The organism is Pseudolactococcus plantarum (genome assembly GCF_002441715.1).
In the GTDB taxonomy this organism is placed as follows: Bacteria; Bacillota; Bacilli; order Lactobacillales; family Streptococcaceae; genus Pseudolactococcus; species Pseudolactococcus plantarum.
In genome coordinates, this window is record NZ_JXJX01000004.1 from 66166 (window position 1) to 92005 (window position 25840).

Annotated in this window: 23 protein-coding genes and 1 CRISPR repeat array (1 of these 24 cut by a window edge); of the genes, 2 read left to right on the forward strand and 21 right to left on the reverse strand. The window is 35.2% G+C overall.

Annotation, left to right across the window (positions count from 1 at the left end):
* Positions 1-231: direct repeats of the CRISPR family, unit length 28 nt; unit sequence GGATCACCCCCGCAGGTGCGGGTAAAAG (it extends 7671 nt beyond the left edge of the window).
* Positions 232-251: 20 nt separating this feature from the next.
* From cas2e to RU87_RS03220, 10 genes are all read right to left on the reverse strand, one after another.
* Entirely contained in the window at positions 252-1148 is an 897-nt protein-coding gene (gene cas2e / locus RU87_RS03175; RefSeq protein ID WP_341864809.1) for a type I-E CRISPR-associated endoribonuclease Cas2e, read from the reverse strand.
* Positions 1149-1159: 11 nt separating this feature from the next.
* Positions 1160-2098 (reverse strand): type I-E CRISPR-associated endonuclease Cas1e, encoded by a 939-nt coding sequence (gene cas1e, locus RU87_RS03180; protein WP_068160787.1) that lies wholly within the window; start codon positions 2096-2098, stop codon positions 1160-1162.
* The gene (gene cas6e / locus RU87_RS03185; protein ID WP_068160791.1) at positions 2099-2740 is read right to left on the reverse strand and encodes a type I-E CRISPR-associated protein Cas6/Cse3/CasE; all 642 of its coding nucleotides are present in this window, start codon (positions 2738-2740) and stop codon (positions 2099-2101) included.
* A complete protein-coding gene (gene cas5e, locus RU87_RS03190) occupies positions 2740-3453 on the reverse strand; it encodes a type I-E CRISPR-associated protein Cas5/CasD (protein WP_068160795.1) in 714 nt (237 codons plus the stop codon). Before cas5e ends, cas6e begins: the two co-directional genes overlap by 1 nt.
* Before the next feature lie 13 nt (positions 3454-3466).
* Entirely contained in the window at positions 3467-4510 is a 1044-nt protein-coding gene (gene cas7e, locus RU87_RS03195) for a type I-E CRISPR-associated protein Cas7/Cse4/CasC (protein ID WP_068160798.1), read from the reverse strand.
* Between the two features lie 12 nt (positions 4511-4522).
* Positions 4523-5095, reverse strand: a complete 573-nt coding sequence (casB, locus tag RU87_RS03200) for a type I-E CRISPR-associated protein Cse2/CasB (RefSeq protein WP_082782130.1) — start codon at positions 5093-5095, stop codon at positions 4523-4525.
* 13 nt (positions 5096-5108) lie between these two features.
* Positions 5109-6791: a type I-E CRISPR-associated protein Cse1/CasA gene (locus tag RU87_RS03205; RefSeq protein WP_068160799.1), complete on the reverse strand. Its 1683-nt coding sequence runs from the start codon at positions 6789-6791 to the stop codon at positions 5109-5111.
* Positions 6784-9501 carry a CRISPR-associated helicase/endonuclease Cas3 gene (locus RU87_RS03210; RefSeq protein WP_068160803.1) on the reverse strand — a complete coding sequence of 906 codons (2718 nt, stop codon included), beginning with the start codon at positions 9499-9501 and terminating at the stop codon, positions 6784-6786. The genes RU87_RS03205 and RU87_RS03210 overlap by 8 nt, the downstream gene beginning before the upstream one ends.
* Positions 9502-9733: 232 nt before the next feature.
* Entirely contained in the window at positions 9734-12070 is a 2337-nt protein-coding gene (locus tag RU87_RS03215) for an endonuclease MutS2 (protein ID WP_068160809.1), read from the reverse strand.
* Positions 12071-12078: 8 nt separating this feature from the next.
* Entirely contained in the window at positions 12079-12639 is a 561-nt protein-coding gene (locus RU87_RS03220) for a CvpA family protein (RefSeq protein ID WP_068160811.1), read from the reverse strand.
* Between the two features lie 419 nt (positions 12640-13058).
* Between RU87_RS03220 and RU87_RS09975 the strand changes: the two genes are divergently transcribed.
* Both RU87_RS09975 and RU87_RS03230 read left to right on the forward strand, forming a co-directional pair.
* On the forward strand, positions 13059-13406 hold the full coding sequence (locus RU87_RS09975; RefSeq protein WP_167373824.1) for a YrdB family protein: 348 nt from the start codon (positions 13059-13061) through the stop codon (positions 13404-13406).
* A gap of 92 nt (positions 13407-13498) precedes the next feature.
* Positions 13499-13759, forward strand: a complete 261-nt coding sequence (locus tag RU87_RS03230) for a SemiSWEET family transporter (RefSeq protein WP_068160815.1) — start codon at positions 13499-13501, stop codon at positions 13757-13759.
* Between the two features lie 139 nt (positions 13760-13898).
* Here the strand turns inward: RU87_RS03230 and RU87_RS03235 are convergent, their stop codons facing one another.
* The 11 genes from RU87_RS03235 to gdhA all read right to left on the reverse strand — a co-directional run bounded on the left by RU87_RS03235 (position 13899) and on the right by gdhA (position 25753).
* A complete protein-coding gene (locus RU87_RS03235; protein ID WP_068160817.1) occupies positions 13899-14870 on the reverse strand; it encodes a LacI family DNA-binding transcriptional regulator in 972 nt (323 codons plus the stop codon).
* 31 nt (positions 14871-14901) lie between these two features.
* The gene (locus tag RU87_RS03240; RefSeq protein ID WP_068160819.1) at positions 14902-16275 is read right to left on the reverse strand and encodes a glycoside hydrolase family 32 protein; all 1374 of its coding nucleotides are present in this window, start codon (positions 16273-16275) and stop codon (positions 14902-14904) included.
* Between the two features lie 12 nt (positions 16276-16287).
* Positions 16288-17895, reverse strand: a complete 1608-nt coding sequence (locus RU87_RS03245) for a type 2 periplasmic-binding domain-containing protein (RefSeq protein ID WP_068160822.1) — start codon at positions 17893-17895, stop codon at positions 16288-16290.
* Positions 17896-17945: 50 nt separating this feature from the next.
* Complete coding sequence (locus tag RU87_RS03250; protein ID WP_068160824.1) at positions 17946-18830, reverse strand: carbohydrate ABC transporter permease; 885 nt, start codon at positions 18828-18830, stop codon at positions 17946-17948.
* A 2-nt stretch (positions 18831-18832) separates the two neighbouring features.
* On the reverse strand, positions 18833-19699 hold the full coding sequence (locus tag RU87_RS03255) for an ABC transporter permease (RefSeq protein WP_425268480.1): 867 nt from the start codon (positions 19697-19699) through the stop codon (positions 18833-18835).
* Between the two features lie 221 nt (positions 19700-19920).
* On the reverse strand, positions 19921-20763 hold the full coding sequence (locus RU87_RS03260) for a DUF4097 family beta strand repeat-containing protein (protein ID WP_068160829.1): 843 nt from the start codon (positions 20761-20763) through the stop codon (positions 19921-19923).
* Entirely contained in the window at positions 20753-21349 is a 597-nt protein-coding gene (locus tag RU87_RS03265) for a DUF1700 domain-containing protein (protein ID WP_068160832.1), read from the reverse strand. The genes RU87_RS03260 and RU87_RS03265 overlap by 11 nt, the downstream gene beginning before the upstream one ends.
* Positions 21346-21657: a PadR family transcriptional regulator gene (locus RU87_RS03270; protein WP_068160836.1), complete on the reverse strand. Its 312-nt coding sequence runs from the start codon at positions 21655-21657 to the stop codon at positions 21346-21348. The genes RU87_RS03265 and RU87_RS03270 overlap by 4 nt, the downstream gene beginning before the upstream one ends.
* 213 nt (positions 21658-21870) lie before the next feature.
* Entirely contained in the window at positions 21871-23040 is a 1170-nt protein-coding gene (locus tag RU87_RS03275) for an MFS transporter (protein WP_068160839.1), read from the reverse strand.
* Between the two features lie 108 nt (positions 23041-23148).
* On the reverse strand, positions 23149-24147 hold the full coding sequence (ccpA, locus tag RU87_RS03280) for a catabolite control protein A (protein WP_068160842.1): 999 nt from the start codon (positions 24145-24147) through the stop codon (positions 23149-23151).
* A gap of 256 nt (positions 24148-24403) precedes the next feature.
* The gene (gene gdhA / locus RU87_RS03285) at positions 24404-25753 is read right to left on the reverse strand and encodes an NADP-specific glutamate dehydrogenase (protein ID WP_068160845.1); all 1350 of its coding nucleotides are present in this window, start codon (positions 25751-25753) and stop codon (positions 24404-24406) included.
* Positions 25754-25840: the final 87 nt, after the last annotated feature.

Genomic DNA, 25840 nt, shown 5'->3' on the forward strand with positions numbered 1-25840 from the left:
AGTGTCAGCTAACGCAGATAGGATCACCCCCGCAGGTGCGGGTAAAAGTGTGGCATTAAACAAAAAAAAGGCACTAGACCTGGATCACCCCCGCAGGTGCGGGTAAAAGATACTCTCTATCAAATTCAATAAAGTCGCACAAGGATCACCCCCGCAGGTGCGGGTAAAAGCTATCATTCCTTACATAATGCGGTTTTTTTCCGGGATCACCCCCGCAGGTGCGGGTAAAAGACTAAAAAAACCCCTAAAAATCAACGTTTCTTTCTCATACTAATCAAAAATCCATTCACTTTACTTGCTAATTGTGCTGATAGCTTCGCATCTGATAATGCCCTATGAGGAACTTTATCTAGTATACCATACGCTTTTAGTACCGTTTGAAGCTTATAATTTGTTAAAAACAGTTTTTCTTTCTTTACAAAAGTCAATAAATCTATAAACTGGTTATCAAATTTCGGTAAGCAGTATATTTTTGTCATAGTTTGTAAAAAAGTTCTATCAAAATCAACTTTGTAACCTACTAGGGGAGAATCTTTTACGAAATCCATAAAAGATGTAATAGCATCTTTTACCTCAATACCATATTTTAATAGGAGATCATTATCTATCCCTGTTAAATCAGTTATAAATGCAGGAACATTTTTATCACATTTTATCAATACATGAAATTCCAAAAGCTGACTACCTGTAACGCGTACTGCACCAATTTCAATTATTTCATCTATTTCTGTATTAAGTCCAGTTGTTTCAATATCAAATACAACATAAGACTGTATTGCTTCGTCGCTTAGTGTCTTATTTTTAGAAAATTTTTTTATTTTATTAAATCTTGAAGCATCACTAAATCCAGTGTTTAATTGTTGTTCTTCATCAATAACCTTTGGCAAAAATACCAGAGGTATCCCATCGTAATCAACACTTTTTCGGCTTGTATAAAGTGTTTTAAAATCATAACCAATTTCATTACGACTCGCAAAACTCATCGTCGCTTGACCATTTCCTATAGACTCCTCCACTCTATCCCATAACTTCTCTCTTATTCTAGAATTTACATTGCCAACATATACACCTGTAGCTATTTCTTGCATCCATTTTGTTAAGTCACCACGTAATTTTGCAGGTGCTTTCGTTATTGTGATAACTGTCATAGGCATAAAGATTATTCCTCACTATAATTAATACCATATTTTACATTCTCTTTTTTGTCATCCCAAAGATTAATAATATCTACATCAAACGCTTCCACTTCTGCAACATCTAGTAAGTATTGCAGATCTTTAACAATTTGCTGTATTAGTTTACCATCTACAAATGCATCTCTGACTCGCCTTCTTGTAATCGTACCAATATCATCTGATGTTTCATATTCTTGAGCAACTTCAAAAGCAATTGGGATAGTAGTTTTAGCTTTATATAAATCTGCAATATCATAAACAAATGACAAATCATGACCTATATGCACAAAACCAAGGCCAGGTGAGATACCTAAAGCAACTATAACACTATAACACAAACCATACAACGCAACATGTCCAGCACTTAACGCTTGATTAATGACTGTCCCATCTGTAAAATTTTCTGGATTATAGTCCCGTCCGGTCCAAGTCACATTATATTTTTTGGAACACTCACGATAAATAGTTCTAATCCGTGCCCCTTCTCTTCCACGTAACTGTTGCAATGTTAAGTGAGTAACCTCTTCATTTGGAAAGCGCATCTGATACATTTTTTTAGCAACTTTTAACTTAGAACGTGTATTACCAAACAGTTTTGCTTGTTTTTCTAAAAAACGACTAGAGTGAGAAAGTGCACGACCATGTGCATATTGACGCACACCATGTTCACCAACCCATACAACACTTGTCCCTGTATCACCCATTAATTCCATTGCACGATGTGTAATATCAGTACCAGGTCCAACTAAGATAACACTTATCATAGCCGCTGGTATTCTTACAATGCCTTTTACATCTGAAACTGTAATAGCAGAATCTTGCTTATTAACTTTAGCATGTTCGATATATATGAAACTGACACGATCTTTGACACGTGGCAATTCTTGTAAACTTGTTTTCTTTGCACCAACTTGTTTTTTCATTTACTCTCCGATCGGAATAACCGTCATCATGCCGAAGCCATATGCTTTTTTCTTACCCATCCCTTTCAATAGTAGATTTTTAAATTTATCAAGATCAGAAATAGTCAATTTACCTTCGTAAGTCACTTTACTTAATCTAGGCGTTTTACTACCTTTATGTTTGAAGTTTACAAATTCATGTTCTGATACTGCAAACTCATCAGGGTTAAGTAGAAAGCCATTTTTTTCTGAACGATCCATCAAAAACTTTTCTTGATACTCACTTGTAACATGGGGTAACACCCTTCCACGTATCCCTGAATTTGGTTTTGATATAACCGGATTAGCAACAAGTCTAAAACGTAAGTAATCTCCTATTTTCAAGCGATCAATAAATGATTGATATTCTTTTGACTGAGCACTGTTATGAATGCCATATTTCTCTAATTGCTTGAGATCAGGCTTATCTTCACTGATTAAAAGGAGATATCTATTACCATTAAGTTTGTCAATACGCCATAATTTACGCGGAAATAGACCTTCAGAATTAAGTGTTTGATTCGGAAAGCTACTTTCTACCCAGGCATGGTAAGCACCTACGTGTGTCAGATCCTTCATTTTTTTACGGTTATTAATATCAATTAAAACTCGAGATAAATACATCATAAAACTCCTTCTATAACAGAAAATATATCATGGTCAGTTGCTGATTCCCTCTTTATTACTGAAACATAACTATGTTTAACAGGCCTAAATCCATGTTCTCTTTTTTGTTGAGAAAATGATAAGACACGTTCTCTTGACATAACATAGCTATCACAGTTTAATAAATCAGCATCTGCATATACGTCTAATCTTGTTATTGTCTTATTTTTTTTCTGGTACCAATTTGAAGCTTGCCATGGTAAGTTCTGTAATGCGACAATTGGTTTTTGGTCAACTACTTTTAAGAAAAAATCACTCATCAAAGGTAGTGAACGCCTTCCCATAAACGGTTGAAAATAAGGAGATTTCAGTGCCTTAGTAATTTCTTTTATGAGCACATCATTAGCGCTAATCGCTACCACAAAGACTGCATCTTGTAGATAGTAACGATTTGTAACATATGCTCTTTTTGGTTTACCATCTTTTTTTATTGCATGAGCCATATGAAAATCACGTAATAGTTCTCCAGATTGATCTACTCTCACTGCTAAATCAATTTCATTCAATTCTTGAACTTCCTGATCCTGATTTCTATTCAATCCCATACTAGCTGCTATCATGCCAATTATTGCACTTTTAGTAGGGTACCGAGCAGTTTGTCTAGTTTCAAAGTGAGAATCATTACCGTATGACTGTAATGGACCAGATAACTTTAATAATATTGTCGTCATACTCTTCCTCCATTTACAAAATATCTGCTAAAACTTTATCTAGTTCTGATAATAAAGCATCAAAATTAGGTTGATTATGTTCAGTCATCCCTAGGGTTAACGTTGTTAATGGAGTTTCAAGGAAACAGTCCGTTGCTTTTAAACCATTTTCAAGCTGTTTAATTGAATTATCAACATAGCCCCCATCTGGTTTGATAGGATTTTCAAAAGCATTGACAACATTAACAGGTCTATCACTACGCAAACAAACAACGACCGCACTTGGCAAAGTTTGATTAGCAAATGTATTAATCTTACCAGTTGGCATTGATTTGACAAAGGACTCAACAAATAATTTTAGTGCATTAATTGTTGTTGTTTTATCACCCAGTTGTCTAAGCAATTCATGACTAGCTACATTTGCATAGCGATATAAAGTTGATGAATTGTATTCTATTGTTCCCAACATACCTGCACCAGCATTATCTTCTGCAGCTAAATCATCCGTTGCTGTAAAAAAGTCAAATTCGGTTTGTACAGCATGTGTAGAGATGGCATGTGCAACTTGAGCAGACGCATCCTCATTTAAAAATGGATCATCTGCAACCATACGCCCAAATAAAGCAATATCAATATCTGGATTCTCTTTTAAAATAGATTGCAATGTTTTCGTATCTGTTACTTTATCAATAGCAGCTTGGGCTAATTTTTCCGCTTGAGATGATCCCAAGAAGAATAATGCTTTTAAACGGTTATCTTTTGTTTTTATTTTTGCAGCATTCAACGTCTCATTAGCTGATTGCAAAGCCTTTTCATCTGTTAATTCGTCATCTAGTGCTTGAATTTTAGTCGCTAGATAGTTAACAATGTCTAGAGATCTAGTACCAACATTTGCACCAACACCATTACTAATAAAATAATCTCTCATAGCTTTTTTCCAACTTTGAGAACTTACACGAGCCCGAGTAACTCCACCATACTGTGCTGTTTTAGGACTCCCCGTATCATCACGATTAATATTTGCAGGAGGCAGAGTTTGGATCACATGGATATCTAAAAATAAGTTAGTTTTTGTCATAGTATTTCTCCTTTATTTGTCTGTGTTTTCTTTAGTTTTAGCAGCATATGTATAATAGCTTTGTCCCCAACGTAATTTCACTCGGTCTTCAAAACCGTTTTGATACCAAAATAGGTCGTCAGCTAACTTTGCATAAGAAACTTTGGTATTCCCTTTTCTCAATAGCTTAATCAAATATCTAAGATGTGTTGTTAACTCATTAAATGTAGTGGCCGTAATCATGACATTAAATCGACGATCAATTGCGTTTGAATCCTCCGCGTTGCGTAATGATTTCAAAGCCTCTCCAATGTTATCTTTTCCATCAAAGCTTTCAATAGATTCACTCTTACCTTGTTGCTGAAGTGCATATAATTGTAGACTTGTAAAGATAGATAACTCTTCTTTTGTGGGTTCACCAGTCTTACTCAAAAAACTTTCTGGTAATTCAGCAAAAACATCAGGCCATACCTCTGCTGTCTGTGCCAAGTTCCTACCAATAGAGTTACGTAGCTTAGCTAAAGTAGCTTTACCTGAACTTGTTTGGGCAATACTCGATAATCGTTTTATGATACGAGCTGTAACTTTAAATACTGTATCTGTCATTTATATTTCCCTCCTATTCTTTAGACAAATGTTCATTGAGTTTCCAGTTAAAACGGTTATATGCAGTAAAAATATTTTTCATATTTCCTCCATCTTTGACTCCTAAAATATCTCTTTTACAAGATAGGTCAATTAATTTTTGTGCTTCAGACTCTATAACCTTATGTAATTTATATTTCCATTCTTTTATTTTAACCTCTTTTTCATCAAATGGTTTAATACTTGCTAACCACTCACGAAATGGTACATCAACTTGATAATAGGCTTCTTGTTTAACACGATTTACAAATTCACTTGAATTCAAATTTCTGATCATTTTTAAACTGTTTGCAAATGACCCTAATACATTATCAATTAACATTTTAGTTAAAACAACTTCGTCGGAAATCCGTGGTATCCAGCTATCATCTGCATCCGATAGAATATTTTCGAAGACGAGTTGATCAAATATTTCATTAATCGGATTCCATGAGGTTGCATTCCCATCATCTACCATACTTACCGCATTAAATTTTAAAGATCCTAACCTAACATTTTGAGTTTCTAGTTCATTAATCCAATTCACAATCCCTGGCCTTTGATGGACATCGGTACCTGGCATAAAAGTCAAACCAAACGAGCGCCACAATTGTTCATTTAAGTTATGTTTTTTAGGAGTAAACTTCCCTTTATTATCTCCGTTTTTATTAAAGCGCCATTCTGTCATTAATTCTAGAAAATTATTTGGATGTTCAACCTCAGGAAGTTTGATTATTGATATACTAAAGTCTGTCTCATCACTACAATTGTCTTGAAGATTTATGGCACGACTCCAGTTGGTATAGAGTGAAGCCAAATTATCAACAATTTCATTTGTTCTAAACTTTTCTAACTGATCCTTATTTGTTGCTACTTCCCAAATTGGCGTCTGCATTTTTATATACTCTTTTTTCGGATGCACTAATGCTAAATTTAATAGTAGCGTATCAAATAAATTTTCACCTGATGGATACAAGCCTCCAAGATCATATAACCACCCTTTACTCAACTTTTGATCTGTTTCTTGATTAGCAAATTTTACTTTATCACCCGTTCCGGTCACACCTTGATATAAAACAAGCCATCTAGCTATCTCACTTTTACTCAATTTATTTTTAATTGAATCATGCTGTGGAGAAAAAAGGATAACTTTATTTTCACTTTCAGAAAGCGTTCGGTTAACCGTTTTTCCATAAACTTGATTAGGTTTTGCTTTATCAATCTTGTTACCAGTTAATTCTAGAGTATCTTTACTTACTTGATAAAATGGAGTAGAACCTCCAAATAGATAAAACTGATCTCGCCATTTCTCTAGATACTCTCCTATAATTTCGGGGAATACTTTTGCTTGCCACAGAGATTTCCAAGTTGCAAATAAATCTTCTTGGTAGTCATCGATATCATCATCTTGATCAACTGGTGAAATCTGTTGATACTGTTCATCCAATTCAAAATAACCATACGGATTACCATTTGCATCAAATCTTGAGAAAACAGTATGCAAAATTGAAAGTAGTAGACGTAATATAGCAAAATCCTGCATAGCGGTTTCACCAGCTAAGCACTTGTAATCATGTGCATTCTCAAATATATCTTTAAGTGAAACCTCTTGAGTAGTTCCTTTTTTATCAGTCATGACAATAAGCCATGGCTCATCTATTAGATTAAATTCAGCCATTTTTACCTCCTTTTTCGTACATTAAACCAAGCTGTTCATCATAAGTCAATAAAAAACCATTTAAAGTAAACTGTTTATTATCATCAAGAACAATCGCCAGTGTTCCTTTTAACCAAGGTTCTTCTTGCCAACTAGCCAAATACTTCATATTGTATTTTTCCAACTCTTTTATTGTATCTTCTATCGTCCATTTAGCAGATAACGCAAGAGGCAACCTCAAAGTTTCTCTCGCTATTTGTTTTGCTTTTGCAGATATATCTAGACTTACGTCTTCGTGAATTAATGAGATACCATTCAATTGTTTTTTTACAACAATAACCTCTATACTATCAGCACCATCACGTACTTGAGCGCTACCATATTCTTCAGTATTATGTACAGTTGAATCCTTTAGCCAACCAATCATATTTTTTTGACTACGCGTATTGGGGTTTTCAAGTCTATATGTATTTGCTTGACATTCTTTTTTTAATAACAATTTCCTTTGTTTTTCTTTTGCTCTTTGGTATACTTCACCTAAAACCAGATCATCTTCTTTATAGACTTGCTGAACAAGAGTTGAAATATCTAAAGGAATACTGATTTTATTTGGTAAAAAATATTGCGTTCTTATTAATAGAAACTCTCCATAAACAGCTTTCGCACCATCTTCAAACTCATAATCTTCACTTGTACCAAGTACATAGATGTGAGGTTTTTGTAATTTGTGAGGTCGGTGAATATCGTGACGATGTAGTCGACCAATTCTTTGAATCAGTAAATCCATCGGTGCTAAATCACTGAATAATATATCAAAGTCAATATCCAAAGACTGCTCAATAACTTGTGTCCCAATGATAACTTTTTTAATTGGCCTAGTCCCTCCTTTTCCTACTTCAGCCATGAGTTGTTTTTCCTTTTTTATGCGATGAGTTGCTATAAAGCTTGAATGAAGTAATTCAACGTTTTTATCACCAATTTTTTTACTAATGAGTTGATATAATTTTTGTGCACGTTTTACAGTATTTACGATTATACCTGCAACACCTCCGTCTGATAAAGAGGTTAATAAAACCGTTAACAATGATTCATCCTCTAATCTATGAACAGTGACATACTTGTTTTCTTTTTTTTCAAAATCACTCACTTGTTTCACGACACCGTCATCATTATATGTAATAAGTGGATACGTTTCTTGAGTCGTCAAATTGTCAGGCTTTATCGTATCACGCCATTTTTTTCCACTTCCCAAGATATAGTTTTTAATCAACTCTTCTCGACGTTTCCCAGGGAGTGTAGCAGATAAAATAATAACTGGAACTCCATATACACCCATCCACCGAAGCGCTTGATATAAATATTGTCCCATATAAGCATCATAAGCATGAACTTCGTCTATAATCACTACTTTTTTACTTAGACCAAGATGTCGTAATGCTAAATGTTTTTGCTTCAATGCACTTAGCAAGAATTGATCAATCGTCCCAACAATAAAATCATCTAAAATTCCTGTTTTTCTACCTTGAAACCAATCATTAGCCACAACGCTCCCATCTATTTCTTCATCTATGTCTATTCCTGTAGCTCTTGGTATATTACTGCTCTCATCATTCAGTGCTGCTTTACCATGTAGTAATTTTAAAGACTGATTTTGTCTAGTATCATTTGTGATACTATCTAACCAGCTTTTCACTCTAGAAAAAACGCCATTTGAAGTTGCTTGTGTCGGTAAACCAAAAAACATACCTGAACGACCCGTTTTAGCAGATAATTGTTCAACTGCTACTAAAGCTGCTTCTGTTTTTCCCACACCCATAGGTGCTTCAACTATAAAAATTCCAGGTTTCTTACTGCTTGATATTGCAGATGCAAGTTTTTCTTGAACTTCTCTAGGAGAAAATGAAAATCTTTTCTGATACGTTGTACTAACATCCAATATAGATTCAGGTTCCCATAAAAATGTTTTAAACCAAGACGTAAAACCGTTCATTAATCTAGTTTCTTGATCAATATCTAGACCATCATCTTCAAGATTAATCAATGGGAAATAAGACTCATTGCTAGCAATCCAATCTGCCATAATCAATAAACCTGATAATATAATACAACTACTTTGAGAGATCTCTGGTAACTCGTTGACATCATTAAATTCAAATTTAGTTAATCCAGTATCAAAAATCTCTTTTTGATACTTTTTCCATTTCTGATGTACAGGCTGATTTTCTCTTTCTTCCTGAAAATAATTTGCTCTATAGCTCTTTAATTGCATTACGACAGATGATGCATCATCTACTGGTTTACCATGATGCCCACCAACAATTGATGATAGACTTTGATTTACACCGTATGACTCTAATAAAGCTTGACCTGCTAATGCATGTAAAGATCGATTAGGATGCGTCAAATTTAGTAAGGAAATATCACTAAACTCATCTTTCTCTAATTTTTCTATCAAACTTAAATCCAACTCATCCGACTGATAGTAGCTTTTTTTAGTTTGAAAAGCAGGTGTTGCTTTGCCGATATCATGATAATATCCTAATAATTGTGTAAACCTCTTAGCATTCTCGTCATCACCTACATCTTTAATAATCAGGTTTTTTTGCCCCTGACTTAACCAATGTTCCCACAATAGTCCAATTACATTAGCCGTATCTTCAAGATGCTGATTGAGTGGTAACCAAAATAATCTACCATCTTTTTCTATTTTCTTTGCCCAAAAATTATTCATACGAAAGACTCACTGAGATCATGGGGTTCGTCCCGATATCCAATCCAATTGTATACGCTTTCTTCATCTGCTTTATACCTCCAAAAATTAAAAATTACATTACTCACCTCAAGTATACCATTTACTATTTAAGTTAGTAGACTAAAACACGTAAATTGTATAAATATTACAGAAATTTAATGATTAAAATATGATGCAAAAAAACTCTGAACTCTCAGTGTTTTTTGCATCATTATTTTAGTGTCACAATAGTCGCACCGCTACCACCTGCGTTTTGAGGGGCATAGGCATAAGATTTGACGTGACGTGAGCGTTGTAGATAGCTTCTGACCATTTCTCGGATCACACCTGTACCGATACCGTGGACGATGGTAATTTGATGTAAGTTAGCCAGTAAGGCTTGATCGATATAATCATCTAGCATTTTTTCAGCTTCTTCGTAGCGTGTGCCACGCAGATCGAGTTGTGCTTTGACGTTTGATGTGACTGTCTTCTTAACTGCTCGAGTCTTTGTTTTTTGCTTTTCTTTTTCTGACTCGATCGGCTCAAACTCGTCTTCACTAAGCTTTGTGGTAATCAAGCCCATCTGAACTTCCCAACGACCATCTTTTGCTAGTCTAACCAAGTTACCACGTTGGTTGTAAGATAAGACCAGCACTTCTACGCCTGGTTTTAAGCCACGTTTCGCTTTTGCTTTTTTTAAGACTTTATTTTTTGACAAATCTACAATATCAGGCGCTAACTCACCTAATTGATGCTTGGCATCTATCACTTCATGTGGTTTTAGCAATGATTTTTCTTGTAAATTTTTCAGAATATCATCAGCTTCACTAATGGCTACCTTAACGATGTCTTGAGCTTCTTGACGTGCTTTGTTTAATTCTTTTTCTCTATCGCGTTTAAAACTATCAAAAGACTTGGTCAAGTCTTGGTGCAAGAGATTATTTTCTTTTTCAAGTACTTTAATCCGATTAACTGATTCTGTTAGGGTTTGATTCTTTTGTTCTAAGGACGCAATCATGACATTCACATCATGCTCATCTTCAGTTAATAACCCACGCGCTTCAGTCAGTATCGTACTATCCAATCCTAACCGTTTCGAAATTTCTAGTGCATTGGATCTACCAGGTACACCTTGGACTAAGCGATAGGTTGGGCGAAACTGTTCTAAATCAAATGCCATAGATGCATTTTCGACACCCTCAGACTCAACACCATAAGCCTTAAGCTCAGGATAATGTGTCGTCGCAAGTGTTTTAGCATGTTTTGATTTCAAAAAATCAAGAATCGAGATAGCCAGTGCCGCACCCTCTTTAGGATCAGTACCAGCCCCAAGCTCATCAAATAAGACCAGACTCTTATGATCAACCTGATTTAAGATACTCACGATATTGGTCATATGACTCGAAAACGTAGACAAACTCTGTGCGATAGACTGCTCATCACCTATATCAGCAAAAATTTCAGTAAAAATACCGACTTGACTACCTATTTCTGCAAGAATTGGGAGACCTGATTGAGCCATCAGCTGTGCGACACCTAGTGTTTTTAACGTAATTGTCTTACCACCAGTATTGGGGCCAGTAATCACGATCGTGTCTAGTGTTTGATCAAAAAATAGATCATTTGACACGACAACTTTAGGGTCAATTAACGGATGCCTTGCACTATAGAGTTTAATAGCTTTATGTTCTGAAAGACTTGGGACAGTTGCTTTTGCCATAATCTGGTAACGATATTTGGCATTAAGTACATCAATCTGACCAATCAACCACGTATTTTGACGAATATCCTCGATATGCGGTTTGATTGCCTCAGCAAGCGCACGTAAAATACGTGCAACCTCATTTTTTTCTTCTATTTTCTTTTGTGCAATATCATTATTCAGTTGCACAACACGGTTGGGTTCAATATAAAACGTCTGACCAGATGCACTCATGTCATGGACGACACCAGGTACTTTATTTTTACTATCACTTCTGACTGCTAAAACCGGTCGATCCTGGCGTATCGTGATAATACTATCTGTCAAACTAGACTGAGATTTAGCTAAAATTTCTGATAAGATTTTCTTGACATCAGCATCACTTTTTTTAATGCCTTGTCTCAGACTAAATAGCTTATCTGATGCAGTATCAGATAAAGCACCTGCTGAATCAATGACTTGCAGCAAACCTAACAAATACCCAACATCTACAAATTTATCTATTGTTTGTGATAAAACAGGAAAGCTGACATTAACAGCTTGCTCAAAAAAACGCCGCGTTTCATTAACTAAACGCAGAACTTTTTTTATTTTAGCAAATTCTTGGCTACTCAAACTGGCATCTAACTCAATTCTACGAAGAATTTCAGTTAAATCTGCTGTATTTGAGAGCGGTACAGGACCATTTTCTTGAACGATATGACCAAATTCAGATAGTTCATCGAACCATTTTTGAATTCTTGCCTTATCGGTAACAGGTCCTAAGTGTTGTAATTCAGCTTGACCTTGAGAAGTGGCTAATGCTTGCGCAATTTTTTCCTTGATCTGGTCAAACTCTAATATATGGAGAATTTTTTTATTCATTTAAATTTCTATATCGTGATATTGGTGATCTGTTTAATAAATGTTTCTTGTAACCAACTTGAAAAAATTGGTGTTTGGTTCAACATAAATCGCACAAGACCACTCGCGTATAAGTGGTTTTGAACTGTTGCAACAGGAACAGTAGACACTACCATCATCATCAAGGATAAAACAAAATAAGCCGAGCAAATAGATAAAACACCTGCTACAGTATCACCATATGAGCCAAAAAGCGTCTTATTTTCGAGTGCCCCTAAAAATATCCCAATAAATCTAACAATCCCGTAAACGACCAAATAAATCACTAAGAATGCAAAAACAGCATAAAAAACATGGTCTATTTCAAAAAGAAGTTTTGCAGGATAAAAAGATAATTGACTATTAGCTGTTGCTGAAGCAAAAGGAATCCATAATGTGATTTTTTCACTTAGCGCTTTATAATTCTGAAGTGCAAGACCTATAGCAACCAAGGATCCTATCGTATAGTAAGTTTGTAGCGCAAGACCTCTTGAACGGCCAACAAAAAATGCCCAAACTAACATTAATAATATTAAAATCGTGATAATCATAGAGACATTATACCATGTAACCTTATCAAACCGCAACAGAGAACGTTACAAGCGTATAAACTGTTACTTTTGGTAGGTATTTCACTCTGTGTTGTTTTACCTAGTGTTTTATTGATGATATCACATGCATATTGCTAGATACAATCGCTAAGTAGAGATCTATTCCATTGAAAATAAAATAAGCATCATAACTTAACTGACATTTTTTTACGATAAAAACTTATTTCCATGCTATAATTAAATAGATTTGGTAATTCTCATGAAAATATCATTTTATTAATTCAAGGCTTATATATCATAACTTGCTACTATACGTTATCGTATCACGTGTGCATGGATGGTTAATCATTTTGCCTTCAAACTGTTCATATTTTGAACAATCACTTACTAAAAACAACTTCCAAACAGAAATGGATACAATGAAAACCGCATTTTATATCGTAAATGCTTTGCGCTTTATAGCGGAAGTAATGACTCTGATTATTCTTATCACTTACGGCCTCCGTTTTGCTTTCCCGTTGAATGTATTAATAGGCTTACTACTACCTGCTTGTTTATTGGTCATATGGGGTTTGTTTGTCTCACCAAAAGCAAAGGTTGTGCTAAGCATGTTGCTAAAATGCTTTATAGAAATCGTAATCTTTACAGCTGCTTATCTCATCTTTCATCACTTTTCACATACTCAGCTACCTATTTTATACTTGTGCTATGCCATCATCACAAGTATCTGTTCAAAAATAATTGATAGGCTTTTAGAAAGCAACTAATATAGTTACACTTTCTATTTATTATTTAATACACGCATCATATAGATGTCGTGATATATGACACGAAACCGTGTTTATCAAAAGGAGAATTCATGAAATCAAAATTACACACATTAGTCGGTTCAATAGGCGCAACGATTGGTTTATTAGTATTTTTAGCTTACATCCCACAAATCATCTCTAATCTACAAGGCGACAAAAGCCAACCTTGGCAACCACTAATCGCTGGTATTTCTTGTTTTATCTGGGTACTGTACGGTCTCACAAACGAGCCTAAAAGAGATTATATTTTGATCGTACCCAACACGTTAGGTGTTATTCTTGGGATATTGACTTTTATTACGTCATTATAAATGATTTGGCACGCTTTTTTATAAACTGAAATCAATATGATGTCAACAATCTGTGATGACGTTTTGATACTCGAGCAACACAGGATGTTTAACATATAGCATAAGAAAAAAAGCCCTTGGACAATGCCAAAGGCTTTTTTCATCTTGTCGTGCCACGCTGAATAAATGTCACATCAAGTAGCTGTTCCTTTTGGATTTCTTCTCCCTTAGCTAACGATATCACCATATCTACAGCACATTTAGCCATTTCTTCAGTGGGCTGCTTAATAGTAGAGACAACATAATCACGTTCAGCACTCATTTTGATGCCATCACAGCCTATCAGTTGCACATCTTCAGGAACTTTTCTCCCCAATTCATCCAAAACTGTTAATACATCAAGCGCTTCGTAGTCATTGATTGCAAATATACCATTAATGGTTGGGTGTGCAATCAAAAATTGTTTTATTTGCGATTTGTTGTCTAATACAGGTTCTAGCATATCAAGTTTTGAAAAGCGTACATTTGCTTTTTTAGCTTCGCCTTCAAAACTTTCACCACGCTCCATTGTCCTATTTTTGATTAGGTTATGCGACCCGATATAAGCAAGGTGGGTTGCTTCACTGCCTACCAAGACTTCAAAAGCTAATTGTCCAATTCTTTTGTTATCACTGGCTACATAGGCAACATCTTGTGTAAAAAGTCGATCAATACTGACAAATGGAATGCCATCACTGATATAATTTTCAATATCAGTATAGGTAATCGCAATAATCCCATCACACCGATTTTGATCAACTAATTTAACATACTCAACCTCTTTTTCAGATTGTCCATCGCTATTACAAAGATAGAGCTTATAATCATGTTGAGATAAAAATTTTTCAACATGATAAGCAAATTCTGAAAAAAAGGGATGCCAAATAGTTGGTACAATCAGCGCAACTGTATGAGTCATTGCGCGTTTGAGTCCTCTTGCTGTCTCATCAGGAATAAAATCTAAGGCTTGAATCGCTTGCGTCACTTTTTCATAAGTAGACTGCTTAACTTTAGTGCCATTGATCATTCTAGAAACTGTACCTACCCCTACACCAGCTAAATTGGCCACATCTTTCATCGTTGCTTTTTTCATGTCATACCCTGCTATCTAATAGACTTTTATGCTATTTATATATTGACACTTGGAAAGATTCTGATTGGATTTGTATTTTTCCATTTTCTGATTTTGGATAATAAGTATTTGAAAAAACGTATTCATTATTGATGATCAGCTCAATACTTGAAACATCTACCACAAGTGTTAGTTTGATTTTATCACAGGGTATACGACATTGTCTAATACTTTTATCATTTGCTGAATCTTTAATCTTATTTCCTATCTGACTTCTATCAAACGTTAATAGTTGGTCCAAGTATGTTATCTTAACATACTCGTCTTTCGTACCAATCTTAATTGTAAACTCTTGATTAAATTCCCCTGTTAACAAAGGTACTAGTTCAGTTTCAAAATGCGTCTGATGATCGTAATGGGTTACTTCTTTAAATAGATCATAAAATTCGCTGATATAATCTTGTTTCATGATACCATCCTGAAGGTTTAAAACTTTCGGGATAGTCATAGAACCAGCCCATAGATGCCCCAGATCATCAGTCGGTATATTTCTGCCCCACATCTGCTCCCACGCTATCATAATGCGCCGATTCTTATCATCTAACAGCGTTTGTGGTGCATAAAAATCTAACCCACCATCTATTTCCTCTACAGATTCAGTAACGAATTGTCCTGTTTCCCAATCTACTTTTCCGATAAACCAGACTGAACTATTGACGTTGGTAAAACGAAAGTCATCAGCTTCAAATCCAATGGGGGAAACAATTAAAACATCCTTATCACCAAGTGAAAACAAATCAGGGCATTCCCAGATTAAGCCTTGACCCTTTTTTGCCTCCAAAAATTTTGATTTAAAAGTCCAATTTTCCAAATCAGCACTTTCAAACAACAGCACATTACCGACATTATTCTCTGTTGAGGCAACAAGTGAATAATATAATTCCCCATGTTTAAAAAGTTTAGGATCTCTAAAATCTCTAGTATTGTCCACTTGTCTCTCATCAATGACAGGATTATTTTTAAATTTTTTAAAGTGAATACCATCCTGACTTTTTGCCAGACATTGGACTTGACGTATTTCACCATCATTGTCCACATGTCCTGTATACATCAGTACTAATTCATCATCAATAACCAAAGCTGTTCCAGAAAAACAACCGTCTTTATCATATGCTTGATCCGGTATCAATGCCACAGGTAAATGCTCCCAATGAATCAAATCATGACTTTTTGCATGTCCCCAATGCATTGGTCCCCATTTTGCACTATAAGGGTGATACTGATAGAAAAGGTGATAAGCACCTTTATAGTAAACAAAGCCATTTGGATCATTTATCCACCCAATTGGTGCTGAAAAATGTATTTTTGATTTATAACGTTGCGTCACATCCCCTTGATGTTTGTCAATCCACTCATTAACTGTCATAGACACTTCCTTTTATTTAATATAATTATCATAATTAGTTTGTTTTATTTTTAGCCATTCATCTAAACCGTAAGCTTTAAGCTGTTTGATATAAACATCCCACTCTTGGTCTATAGTTCCCTTTGTAATCCATTCATCACGTTTTTGTGTGATATAGTCTTGCATATCGGCATCAATATCAGCAATTCTCTTTGTGTCCTGTTTACTCATGAAGATATTAGGATAATTGAATTCATTATTGACATGTGGGAAGATATATTTTGACATCAAATCTAAGCGCCATTTAGCATCATCAGGCATGGTAGTATATTTACCATAATAAGCATTTAGAACGGCTAATGGGCCACCTACAGATGTTTTTTGACGTAGTTCAACTGGTGATGTTCCGCCTAATGGCTCATGTGTTAATTTATTGGCTGCTTGATCATATTTAAAGATATTTTGACCTTTTTCGCCATAAGTTCCCCAGTTATTTTGAATAGATTGCACTGGTGCATACATTTGATCAATCCATTTTGCTGTTAATTCCATATTTTTATTAGCAGAAGTCACCACAAATCGATCTCGGGAAAATCCAAAGTTATTTGTTCTGGTCACGTTAATTTTACCATCTTCTCTTGCTAGTGGTTGATACATGACATAATCATCTCCAGGTCCTGTCACATTATGTGGATCCCAGGTAAAGTATAAACCATATTTTTCATCAGCACCTTTAGCAACATATCTAGACCAATCTTGTTCAAAACTTTCCGTATCAATCAAGCCTTCACTATAACATTTGTTCAAATATTTTATAGCTTCTTTATAAGCATTAGTGTTGGCTGTAAATTGAACTTTTCCATCGTTATTAACAATCAGATGCTGTCCATTATCCCCACTACCATCTCCAAATGCTGCAAATAACATTTTCAAATCATTCCCATCATCACTTGACATAAAGCTCAATGGAATTTCATCTTTCTTACCATTGCCGTTTGGATCTTTTTCTTTGAAAGCTTTTAGAACGTCGTATAAGTCTTTAGCAGTTTTAGGCTGTGATAACCCTAATTTATTCAACCATTTTTGATTAATCCAGCCCAGGGAATTTACGGTATGAATAGATTCCTTGCCTTTTCCTAACTCTTCAATCCATGGTAAAGAATAGATATGCCCATCTGGTGCTGTTAACATTTTTTTATACTCTGGAGAGGCTTTAAAAACCGCTTGTAAGTTAGGCATATATTTTTCAATCGCCTCTTCAAGTGGCACAATCACACCATTTTTTGCCCAAGTTAGTAAATCTTGCTCACTAGCTTGTGCATTGAATATCGCATCAGGTAGCGCTCCTGAGGCAATATCAAGATTACGTTTTTCAGCGAAGTCATTTGGATAATTAGTCCAATTCACTTTAACGTTACTTTGTTTTTCAATTCTCTTAAAAATAGTCATATCATTTGGATCTTTTGGCGCAACCTGATTTTCCGATGTCAGTATATTCAAAGATACGCTTTTCTTAAGTGGAAAACTAATATTTTTTAACCCATAATCTTCAGAAGCTGTCTCTTTTTTTGCCTTACTCCCACACCCCACTAAAGCAACGGCTGAGATTAGTACAATACTAGCTGTAAGTAATTTTTTCATCTAAATTCTCCTTTATAAATTGTCTCAATGTTTTTAATGATTTCAATTGGTTAACCTTTGAGCGAACCAACCATAACGCCTTTATCAAAATATTTTTGGAAAAATGGATACATGACAACAAGTGGTAAACTCGATATAATGATTGTTGCATATTTAATTAATTGAGCAACTTTTTCCATTTCTGCCATAGCAGCTTGAGCCCCAACCATATTTGTATCAATCTGATTTTGTATTAAAATATTACGTAGCACGAGCTGTAATGGCTGTAAATCAGTATTTTTAATATAGATCATGGCATCAAAGTAGCCATTCCACTGACCGACAAACGCATATAGAAACAAGACAAACATGATTGGTTTAGCTAATGGCAGCATAATTTTCCAAAAAATTTGCATTTGATTTGCGCCATCAATTACTGCTGCCTCCTCAATCTCATTGGGAAGTCCTTGAAAATAAGTTTTAGCTAAAATAATATTCCAAACATTGATTGCACCGGGTACGATAATTGCCCATGCAGTATCAAGCATACCTAGATCTTTAACAACTAAATATGTCGGAATTAAACCGCCTCCAAAAAACATGGTAATCAGAAATAAATAAGTAATAACTCTTCTACCCACAAAGTCAGGTTTAGACAGCGGATAGGCACATAGCATGGTTACAGCGGTAGAGAAGAAGGCAAACCCAAATGAATAAAGTAGTGAATTGATAAATCCTCTTAATATCGAGCCATTGGCTAATACTTTTTTATAGCCACTCAACGTCCAATCACTTAAGTGAAAACTGATTCCTTTACTCATCAAACTATCTGGTGACTGAAAACTCGCTGCTAATACGTATAAGAGTGGCACAACAGTGATGGTCACTAATAAAAACAAGAGGATTTTATTAACGACAAGGACTCGCTTATCAAAAGCAGTATAATGTTTATTCATGTTTACAACCCCTCTCCATCATTTAACTTTTTAACGACCTGATTTACGCTGACAAGTAAGATAAGATTAATGACTGAATTAAATAAGCCAACTGCTGTAGAATAGCTATAATCGCCAGACTGCAACCCTACTTTATACACATAAGTTGCTATAATTTCTGAACTCGGTAAATTCATCGTTGTTTGTAGTAAATATGCCTTTTCATATCCAATACTCATAATGCCACCAGCTGCGAGTATAAAACTAATTGTCATGACAGGTTTTAGTGCCGGTAAATCAATATGCCAAATTCTTTGAAAAATATTAGCACCATCAATTTCTGCCGCCTCAACTAGTTCTGGAGAGACATTCGCTAATGTTGCCGTATATAGTATTGAAGACCACCCAATGCCTTGCCATATGCCAGAAAAGATATATAGTGGTCTAAAATAATTTGCACTCGTCATAAATGGTAAAGTTTTACCAGTCAAACTTTGAATGATATGGTTTATAGGCCCTTTATTTGCAAAAAACAAGAATAACATCCCGGCAATAATGACAACAGAAATAAAATTAGGTGCGTACAAAATCAGTTGTAATTTCTTCTTTAATTTATCACTTGCAATCAAATTAAATGATAATGCGAGAATAATAGGTGGGAAAAATCCTAATAATAATCCGTAAACACTTAGCTTTAGGGTATTCCCTAGTAAAATAGGAAAATTTGGGGATGAGATAAAGCGACTAAAATGTTCTAACCCAACCCACTCACTTCCCATAATTCCATTGAGCGGATTATAATTTTTAAAGGCTATCAAAAGCCCATAGATCGGGACATATTTAAAGACAATCGTCAAAATTACTGCAGGAGCAACTAGTAAATATAACATATAGTTGTTCTTGACATAGTGGTATTTTTCCACCAAATTGTTTTTCATATCATTCTCCTTCTAACGGAAACGTTTCCAAAATAGCTCATTTGTATGCGCTTTCATCTATAAATTAATATTATCATAAGAATAAATGGGTGTCAACACTTTTTTGGAAACGTTTCTATTTTTATTGATAAATTAAACAGCTTACCTAAAAACTCAGATAAGCTGTATATTTTTTAATTTATAGAAATATCACCAGTTTCATTTCTAATGCATAAATCGGCTCTTGCCTTAGTCGTCTTGTTCGCAATTTGTTCCCGAGATATCTCTTTATCGCCATTGGTCGTCATCAAATAGTATGGTGGCAAACCTGTATCTTTAATATAAATATCACCAGTTTGGTTAATGATTTTACCACCTAGTAAGATCTTACTGTCTTCAACTTCAATATCTCCGCTTATATTTTGAAAAGTTGCTTGATCAAACGTCACACGATACATTAACATATCTTCATTTTGTGCTGATATATTAGCACTTGTTGCTGAAACTGTATTAAATGTAATGATACCATTTTCATTATTTGCTGAAATTGATGGGATCTGATTCAGATTTTTAAAAGTTAGGTTACCATATTGATTACTAGCATAAACTGACTTAATAGGAGACTTATCGGGTATGACTATGGTAATTTTTGATGCCGGTTCACCTAAACTAAAAATCGTTTGATCATTTACAGTATTGTTTTGTTTGATCGTTAGTGTATCCGATTTAAACGATACAGATAAGACTTTTTCTGATTGTTTAGGGCTATAATAGGTTAGGTTAATCTCAAATTTAGCTCCTGTCGTTACAACAATATCAGAATTAGTCGCATCAATATGAATTGCGTTAACTTTTGATTCATCCGATGGAAACGCTTTCATGGTGCTGTTGAGGTTTATTGTATTGGCTTGAGCATACTTGAACCCATTATGCCAGAATAAGCTACTAGGTTTGTGAACTTTCCAAATTTCATAAGCACTTACGCTACCAATAATTAATAATATGACGCCTACTATCAATATGCTTTTACGATTCATGTCTCACTCCTTTTTTATTGACCATTTTTTTACCTATCCACTTTATGACAAGATTAAACATAAGTTTTAACCAGTTAATGACGATCAAACTAATTGGTGATAAAATCATTACCAAGCCGATCAAGGTGATACCACAGGAAATATAAAACAGACCTCCTAATACTGACTGAGTTAATATTAAAATACCACCTATACTGCTGATAACTCCTGCAATACCTATGGCTCCTATAAAAATTAACACTGTTAAGACAAGTGTTATAAAGATTATCAAAACTGCAAATATGACGGCTAAAAAAGCAATCATCACTGGAATTAAAATAGGCGAGGCAAACACTGCCTGAATAATGACCCGAGCAAGTTTAAAAGGTGATTTTGTATTTTCAAAGCTTACCTCTTTTTCATCGCCTACATAATAATCAGCTAATAGTCTTCTTGCCAAATTTTTAGGTGTACCTAACTCAGCAACTGCTTGTGCATCTGTTAAATGTCCCTCGTAGATATAAGCTTCATAATAAAACAATGCTTCTTGTCTTTCTTCTTCTGGTAAACCAATTAGATTTTCTGCTAAATCTTCTATGTAGTTCATGAAATCCCTCCTAAAAGTGTTGTTATTTTTGTTGCAAATTTTTGCCATTCATCTTTAATCTCGTCTAAATGCTTAAGACCTAGAGGCGTAATCTGATAATAGCGCCTCATACGACCTTCAAATGCCTCATCATATGTGATTAAATCACCACTTTTTTGTAACCTTCTGAGAACTGGATACATGGTCGATTCTGAAACATGGACATATTTTTGTGTTTCTTTTGTTAAGAGATAGCCATACATATCCTGTTTTTCCAGAATTGCAAGGACACTACCGTCTAATAAAAGTGTCGGCACCTGAATACTCATACTATTTCTCCTTCAATACTATTTTGTATATAGTATTATATTATATGAAAAATAGTATTGTGTCAAATATAAAAATAAGAATAATTATATTTTGGATATATAAAAAATCGGCAATGTAATACCATTACCGATTTACTTAATGTAGCCCAATTAAATTTATGTTACGAAACATTTTCTAACATTGAACATAGCAACAAAGTAGATGAAAGACCATCACTTATCTACTGTTTTTTGGTTAAAAATAAGCAGAGCCAGCCCTAGTAAAATAAGGGCAATCCCTAAAATTAATATCGGAAAGATTGCAAAACCAACCTGATTAAATACTTCACCAAAAATAAGTGGAAACACAAGAATGCCAAGTAAACAAAAGCCAACATTATAGGAAATGACGCGCTTAGCGATTATTTCTGGATAGAGTTGATTTGGTAGCATCATCATCAAAGGATATAGCGGTGACAGCGATAAGCCAAATATAAAGATCATGAGACTGGTATAAGCACTTGGTGGTAACCCTAGTAACGCAGACATGATTAATAATAAAACCAGATGCGCACATAAAATCTTTTTATCAGACAGAACCCGTGTTAAAGCACCTGTCAAAAAACGACCAAACATCAAGCCTAACCAAAATAATGTCGTATAGAACGCAGCCTGGGCTGGTTTGACGTGAAAGTTTTCTACATAGTAAGTAGCCATATAAATCCCCACAATCCCTTCAATGGCATAAAAAAAGTAGAAAATAGGATGAAGTAAATGACGTAGGTTAAATCTGCTATCTCGTGATAAAGCATCTGTAGCCTTATTTGCTTGATGAGACGTATCACGCTCAGCAAACTGATCACGATATATGACGATTAAGAGCAAAATCAAGACTTCAATCACAGCAATAGCTAAAATAGCTAACCGCCAACTCGCAAATGTCGACAAGAAAAAAGTCAAAATGGCAGCACTTAAACTAACGCCTAAGCCGTAAAACCCATGTAATAAACTCATCAACGCGCTAGGTAGGTGTTTTGCAGCAAAGTGATTAACCGTTACATCTATAGCACCCTGGCCAATGCCTAAAAAAGGTGTAGTCAAGAAAAGGATGACTGGATTTGAGGTTATCATCATCAAAATCAAGCCGATAATCACGAAGACCATACTGATAACAATAACTTTGGCAACTGTCAAATACTTTGAGATCTTAGTATAGAGCATACTAGATAAGAAAGAAAAAAGTAACATGATTGTTGTCAAATAGCTTACCTGATCAGCTGCCATCCCATAGCTTTGGCGCATACTAGGCCAAGCACTGCCGAGAATTGAATCAGGTAAGCCAAGCGAAATATAAATGATAAAATTTAACAAGACAATAGCTGAAATTGTCAGTCTTTTAGACATAGTGACCACCTTTACTTTGTGTTATTAAGGGTATTGACACGCATGAATAAAAAAAACCTAGCTAAAATATGAATATCTTAACTGCTAGGTCATTTTGAGATACCTTAACTATTTTGTAGAGCCTCTCATCACGATACCATGAGGTAAGATAATAGATTTTTCACTCACTTCTTCTTTATGCATCATTTTAGTTAACAGTCGCATCGATACTGCACCAAGATCATACAAGGGCTGTTCTATTGAACTTAAAGTAGGTCGTGTAAACTCTGTAATAACGGAATCGTTGGCTGTGATAATTTCAAACTCTTCAGGAATTTTAACGCCTCTATCTACAAGGCCATTTAGTAAGCCAACAGCCACTTCATCATCTGAGACAATTGCTGCTGTCGCACCAGAGATTTTAACACGTTCTGCTAGTTTTACACCATCATTAAAGCTATAATTTGTTTCAAATACTAAGCCTTCTGAAAAAGTTTGATTAAGCTCTTTCAGTGCAGCTTGATACCCAACTAACCGCTCTTTACCATTAATTGCATTGACCATCGGTCCAGAGATGAGTGCGATTTTTTGGCTATGTTTCCCAAGGACTAACGTTGCTTCCTTCGTTGCTTTATTATAGTCGATGTTTACAGAAGGAATCTGATTTTCATGATCTACTGCACCAGCAAGCACGATAGGCGTGCGAGTACGAGAAAATTCAGCTCGGATTTTGTCAGATAAATCATGACCTAAAAATACCAAGCCATCGACCTGTTTAGCTAATAATGTATTGACAACATTAATCTCTTTATTATCATCACCATCAGAGTTTGCGATGACAATGTTATATTTGTACATGGTCGCGATATCATCAATCCCTCTCGCAAGACTAGCAAAGTAGCTATTGGCAATATCTGGGATCACGACACCAACTGTTGTCGTTTTTTTAGACGCTAAACCACGTGCTACAGCATTTGGTCTATAATCTAAACGTTCGATGACATCTAGTACTTTACGGCGTGTTGTTTCTTTAACGTTTTGATTGCCGTTGACAACACGACTAACTGTCGCCATCGAGACACCAGCTTCGCGTGCTACGTCATATATAGTAATTGTTTCATTATCCATTTTTAATCCACTCCTTTGTTACATCTCTTTTCATGAAAATAACTTTTTCATTTCATCGTTCTATTTTATCATGTTATGAAAAGGTTTTCAATAGTTTTGATTGTTTTTTTCAAAAACAAAACTACCCGAACATCCTAAGTAAACACAAGTTCTTCTAAACTTTAGACAATCAAAAAAAACACATTGTCGTTATCAAGTCTTTTGCGCTGAAAATCGCTTCAACTTTGACTTAATACCCTTCAATGTGTTTAGATGATTATACGAGACCTTGCGCCAACATGGCTTGGGAAACTTTTTTTAACCCAGCAATATTTGCACCAGCTAATAAATTATTTTCAAACCCAAATTCCTCAGCAGTATCACGACAAGTTTCATAAATTGTCTGCATGATTGTATCTAAGGTTTTATCTACTGTTTCAAAAGACCAAGCGGCACGCTCTGAATTTTGACTCATCTCTAATGCTGAAACAGCTACACCGCCAGCATTTGCTGCTTTACCAGGACAATATGTCACTTGAGCTTTTTCTAATACAGCAACAGCTTCTAAAGTGGTTGGCATATTTGCCCCTTCTGCCACAATCTTGACGCCATTTGAAATCAAAAGTTGCGCATGAGATTCTGAAATCTCATTTTGTGTGGCACATGGCAAGGCAATATCAGCAGCAACTTCATGTGTCCATACAGATTGATCTGCGACATACTCAGCTGATGGTCTAGCTTTAGCATATTCAGTCAAACGTTGTCTTTTAACTTCTTTGATGTCTTTTAACAGCGCTAAATCAATGCCTTGTGGATCATAGATATAGCCAGAAGAATCAGAAACAGTGAGCACACGACCACCTAGCTCATGCACCTTTTCAATCGCGTAAATTGCGACATTTCCACTGCCTGAAACCAATACTTTTTTATCTTTAAAGTCATCTTGCTGATCTGCTAAGAGATGCTTTACAAAATAAACCAACCCATAGCCTGTCGCCTCAGTTCGGGCTAAAGAGCCACCAAACGTTAACCCTTTACCAGTTAATACGCCTTGATCATTCCCACATAGGCGTTTGTATTGCCCATATAAATAGCCAATCTCACGACCACCAACACCGATATCGCCAGCTGGTACATCGATGTTTGGACCGATATGTCTTTGTAATTCAAGCATAAAGCTTTGACAGAACCGCATAATTTCATGATCAGACTTGCCTTTAGGATCAAAGTCTGACCCACCCTTACCACCACCAATCGGTAGACCAGTTAAGGCATTTTTGAAAATTTGTTCAAATCCTAAAAACTTCAAAATAGAGAGATTGACAGAAGGATGAAATCTTAAGCCACCTTTATATGGGCCTACAGCCGAATTAAACTGGACACGAAAACCGCGATTTACTCGGAAATTCCCAGCATCATCTTGCCATGGTACTCGAAACTGAATAATACGCTCAGGTTCTGTCAGCATATCTAAAATATTGTGCGTCAACACATCTGGGTTTTTCTCTAAGAAAGGAGAGAGGGTGGCAAAAAATTCATCGATAGCCTGTAAAAACTCAGGTTGATTCGCATCTTTTGCATGAATGCTATCTTGTAACGCTTTAAGTGTCGTTGTAATTTGGCTCATAGGCACTCCTTTTTCTTTTGTTTCTATTTATGATGCTATAAAGTTAACTTGTCATCATAGTTAAAGTATACCACAACTGTAAAACAT

Excerpts from the sequence above, each read along its gene's own strand:
- RU87_RS03270 (WP_068160836.1), bottom strand. The coding sequence starts at position 21,657 with ATGAGTATTCAGGTGCCGACACTTTTATTAGACGGTAGTGTCCTTGCA.
- RU87_RS09975 (WP_167373824.1), top strand. The coding sequence starts at position 13,059 with ATGAAAACCGCATTTTATATCGTAAATGCTTTGCGCTTTATAGCGGAA.
- RU87_RS03235 (WP_068160817.1), bottom strand. The coding sequence starts at position 14,870 with ATGAAAAAAGCAACGATGAAAGATGTGGCCAATTTAGCTGGTGTAGGG.
- RU87_RS03275 (WP_068160839.1), bottom strand. The coding sequence starts at position 23,040 with ATGTCTAAAAGACTGACAATTTCAGCTATTGTCTTGTTAAATTTTATC.
- cas6e (WP_068160791.1), bottom strand. The coding sequence starts at position 2,740 with ATGTATTTATCTCGAGTTTTAATTGATATTAATAACCGTAAAAAAATG.
- cas1e (WP_068160787.1), bottom strand. The coding sequence starts at position 2,098 with ATGAAAAAACAAGTTGGTGCAAAGAAAACAAGTTTACAAGAATTGCCA.
- RU87_RS03240 (WP_068160819.1), bottom strand. The coding sequence starts at position 16,275 with ATGACAGTTAATGAGTGGATTGACAAACATCAAGGGGATGTGACGCAA.
- RU87_RS03250 (WP_068160824.1), bottom strand. The coding sequence starts at position 18,830 with ATGAATAAACATTATACTGCTTTTGATAAGCGAGTCCTTGTCGTTAAT.
- ccpA (WP_068160842.1), bottom strand. The coding sequence starts at position 24,147 with ATGGATAATGAAACAATTACTATATATGACGTAGCACGCGAAGCTGGT.
- RU87_RS03205 (WP_068160799.1), bottom strand. The coding sequence starts at position 6,791 with ATGGCTGAATTTAATCTAATAGATGAGCCATGGCTTATTGTCATGACT.
- RU87_RS03210 (WP_068160803.1), bottom strand. The coding sequence starts at position 9,501 with ATGAATAATTTTTGGGCAAAGAAAATAGAAAAAGATGGTAGATTATTT.
- RU87_RS03215 (WP_068160809.1), bottom strand. The coding sequence starts at position 12,070 with ATGAATAAAAAAATTCTCCATATATTAGAGTTTGACCAGATCAAGGAA.
- RU87_RS03245 (WP_068160822.1), bottom strand. The coding sequence starts at position 17,895 with ATGAAAAAATTACTTACAGCTAGTATTGTACTAATCTCAGCCGTTGCT.
- RU87_RS03265 (WP_068160832.1), bottom strand. The coding sequence starts at position 21,349 with ATGAACTACATAGAAGATTTAGCAGAAAATCTAATTGGTTTACCAGAA.
- RU87_RS03255 (WP_425268480.1), bottom strand. The coding sequence starts at position 19,699 with ATGTTATATTTACTAGTTGCTCCTGCAGTAATTTTGACGATTGTCTTT.
- RU87_RS03230 (WP_068160815.1), top strand. The coding sequence starts at position 13,499 with ATGAAATCAAAATTACACACATTAGTCGGTTCAATAGGCGCAACGATT.
- cas2e (WP_341864809.1), bottom strand. The coding sequence starts at position 1,148 with ATGACAGTTATCACAATAACGAAAGCACCTGCAAAATTACGTGGTGAC.
- RU87_RS03260 (WP_068160829.1), bottom strand. The coding sequence starts at position 20,763 with ATGAATCGTAAAAGCATATTGATAGTAGGCGTCATATTATTAATTATT.
- RU87_RS03220 (WP_068160811.1), bottom strand. The coding sequence starts at position 12,639 with ATGATTATCACGATTTTAATATTATTAATGTTAGTTTGGGCATTTTTT.
- cas7e (WP_068160798.1), bottom strand. The coding sequence starts at position 4,510 with ATGACAAAAACTAACTTATTTTTAGATATCCATGTGATCCAAACTCTG.
- gdhA (WP_068160845.1), bottom strand. The coding sequence starts at position 25,753 with ATGAGCCAAATTACAACGACACTTAAAGCGTTACAAGATAGCATTCAT.
- cas5e (WP_068160795.1), bottom strand. The coding sequence starts at position 3,453 with ATGACGACAATATTATTAAAGTTATCTGGTCCATTACAGTCATACGGT.
- casB (WP_082782130.1), bottom strand. The coding sequence starts at position 5,095 with ATGACAGATACAGTATTTAAAGTTACAGCTCGTATCATAAAACGATTA.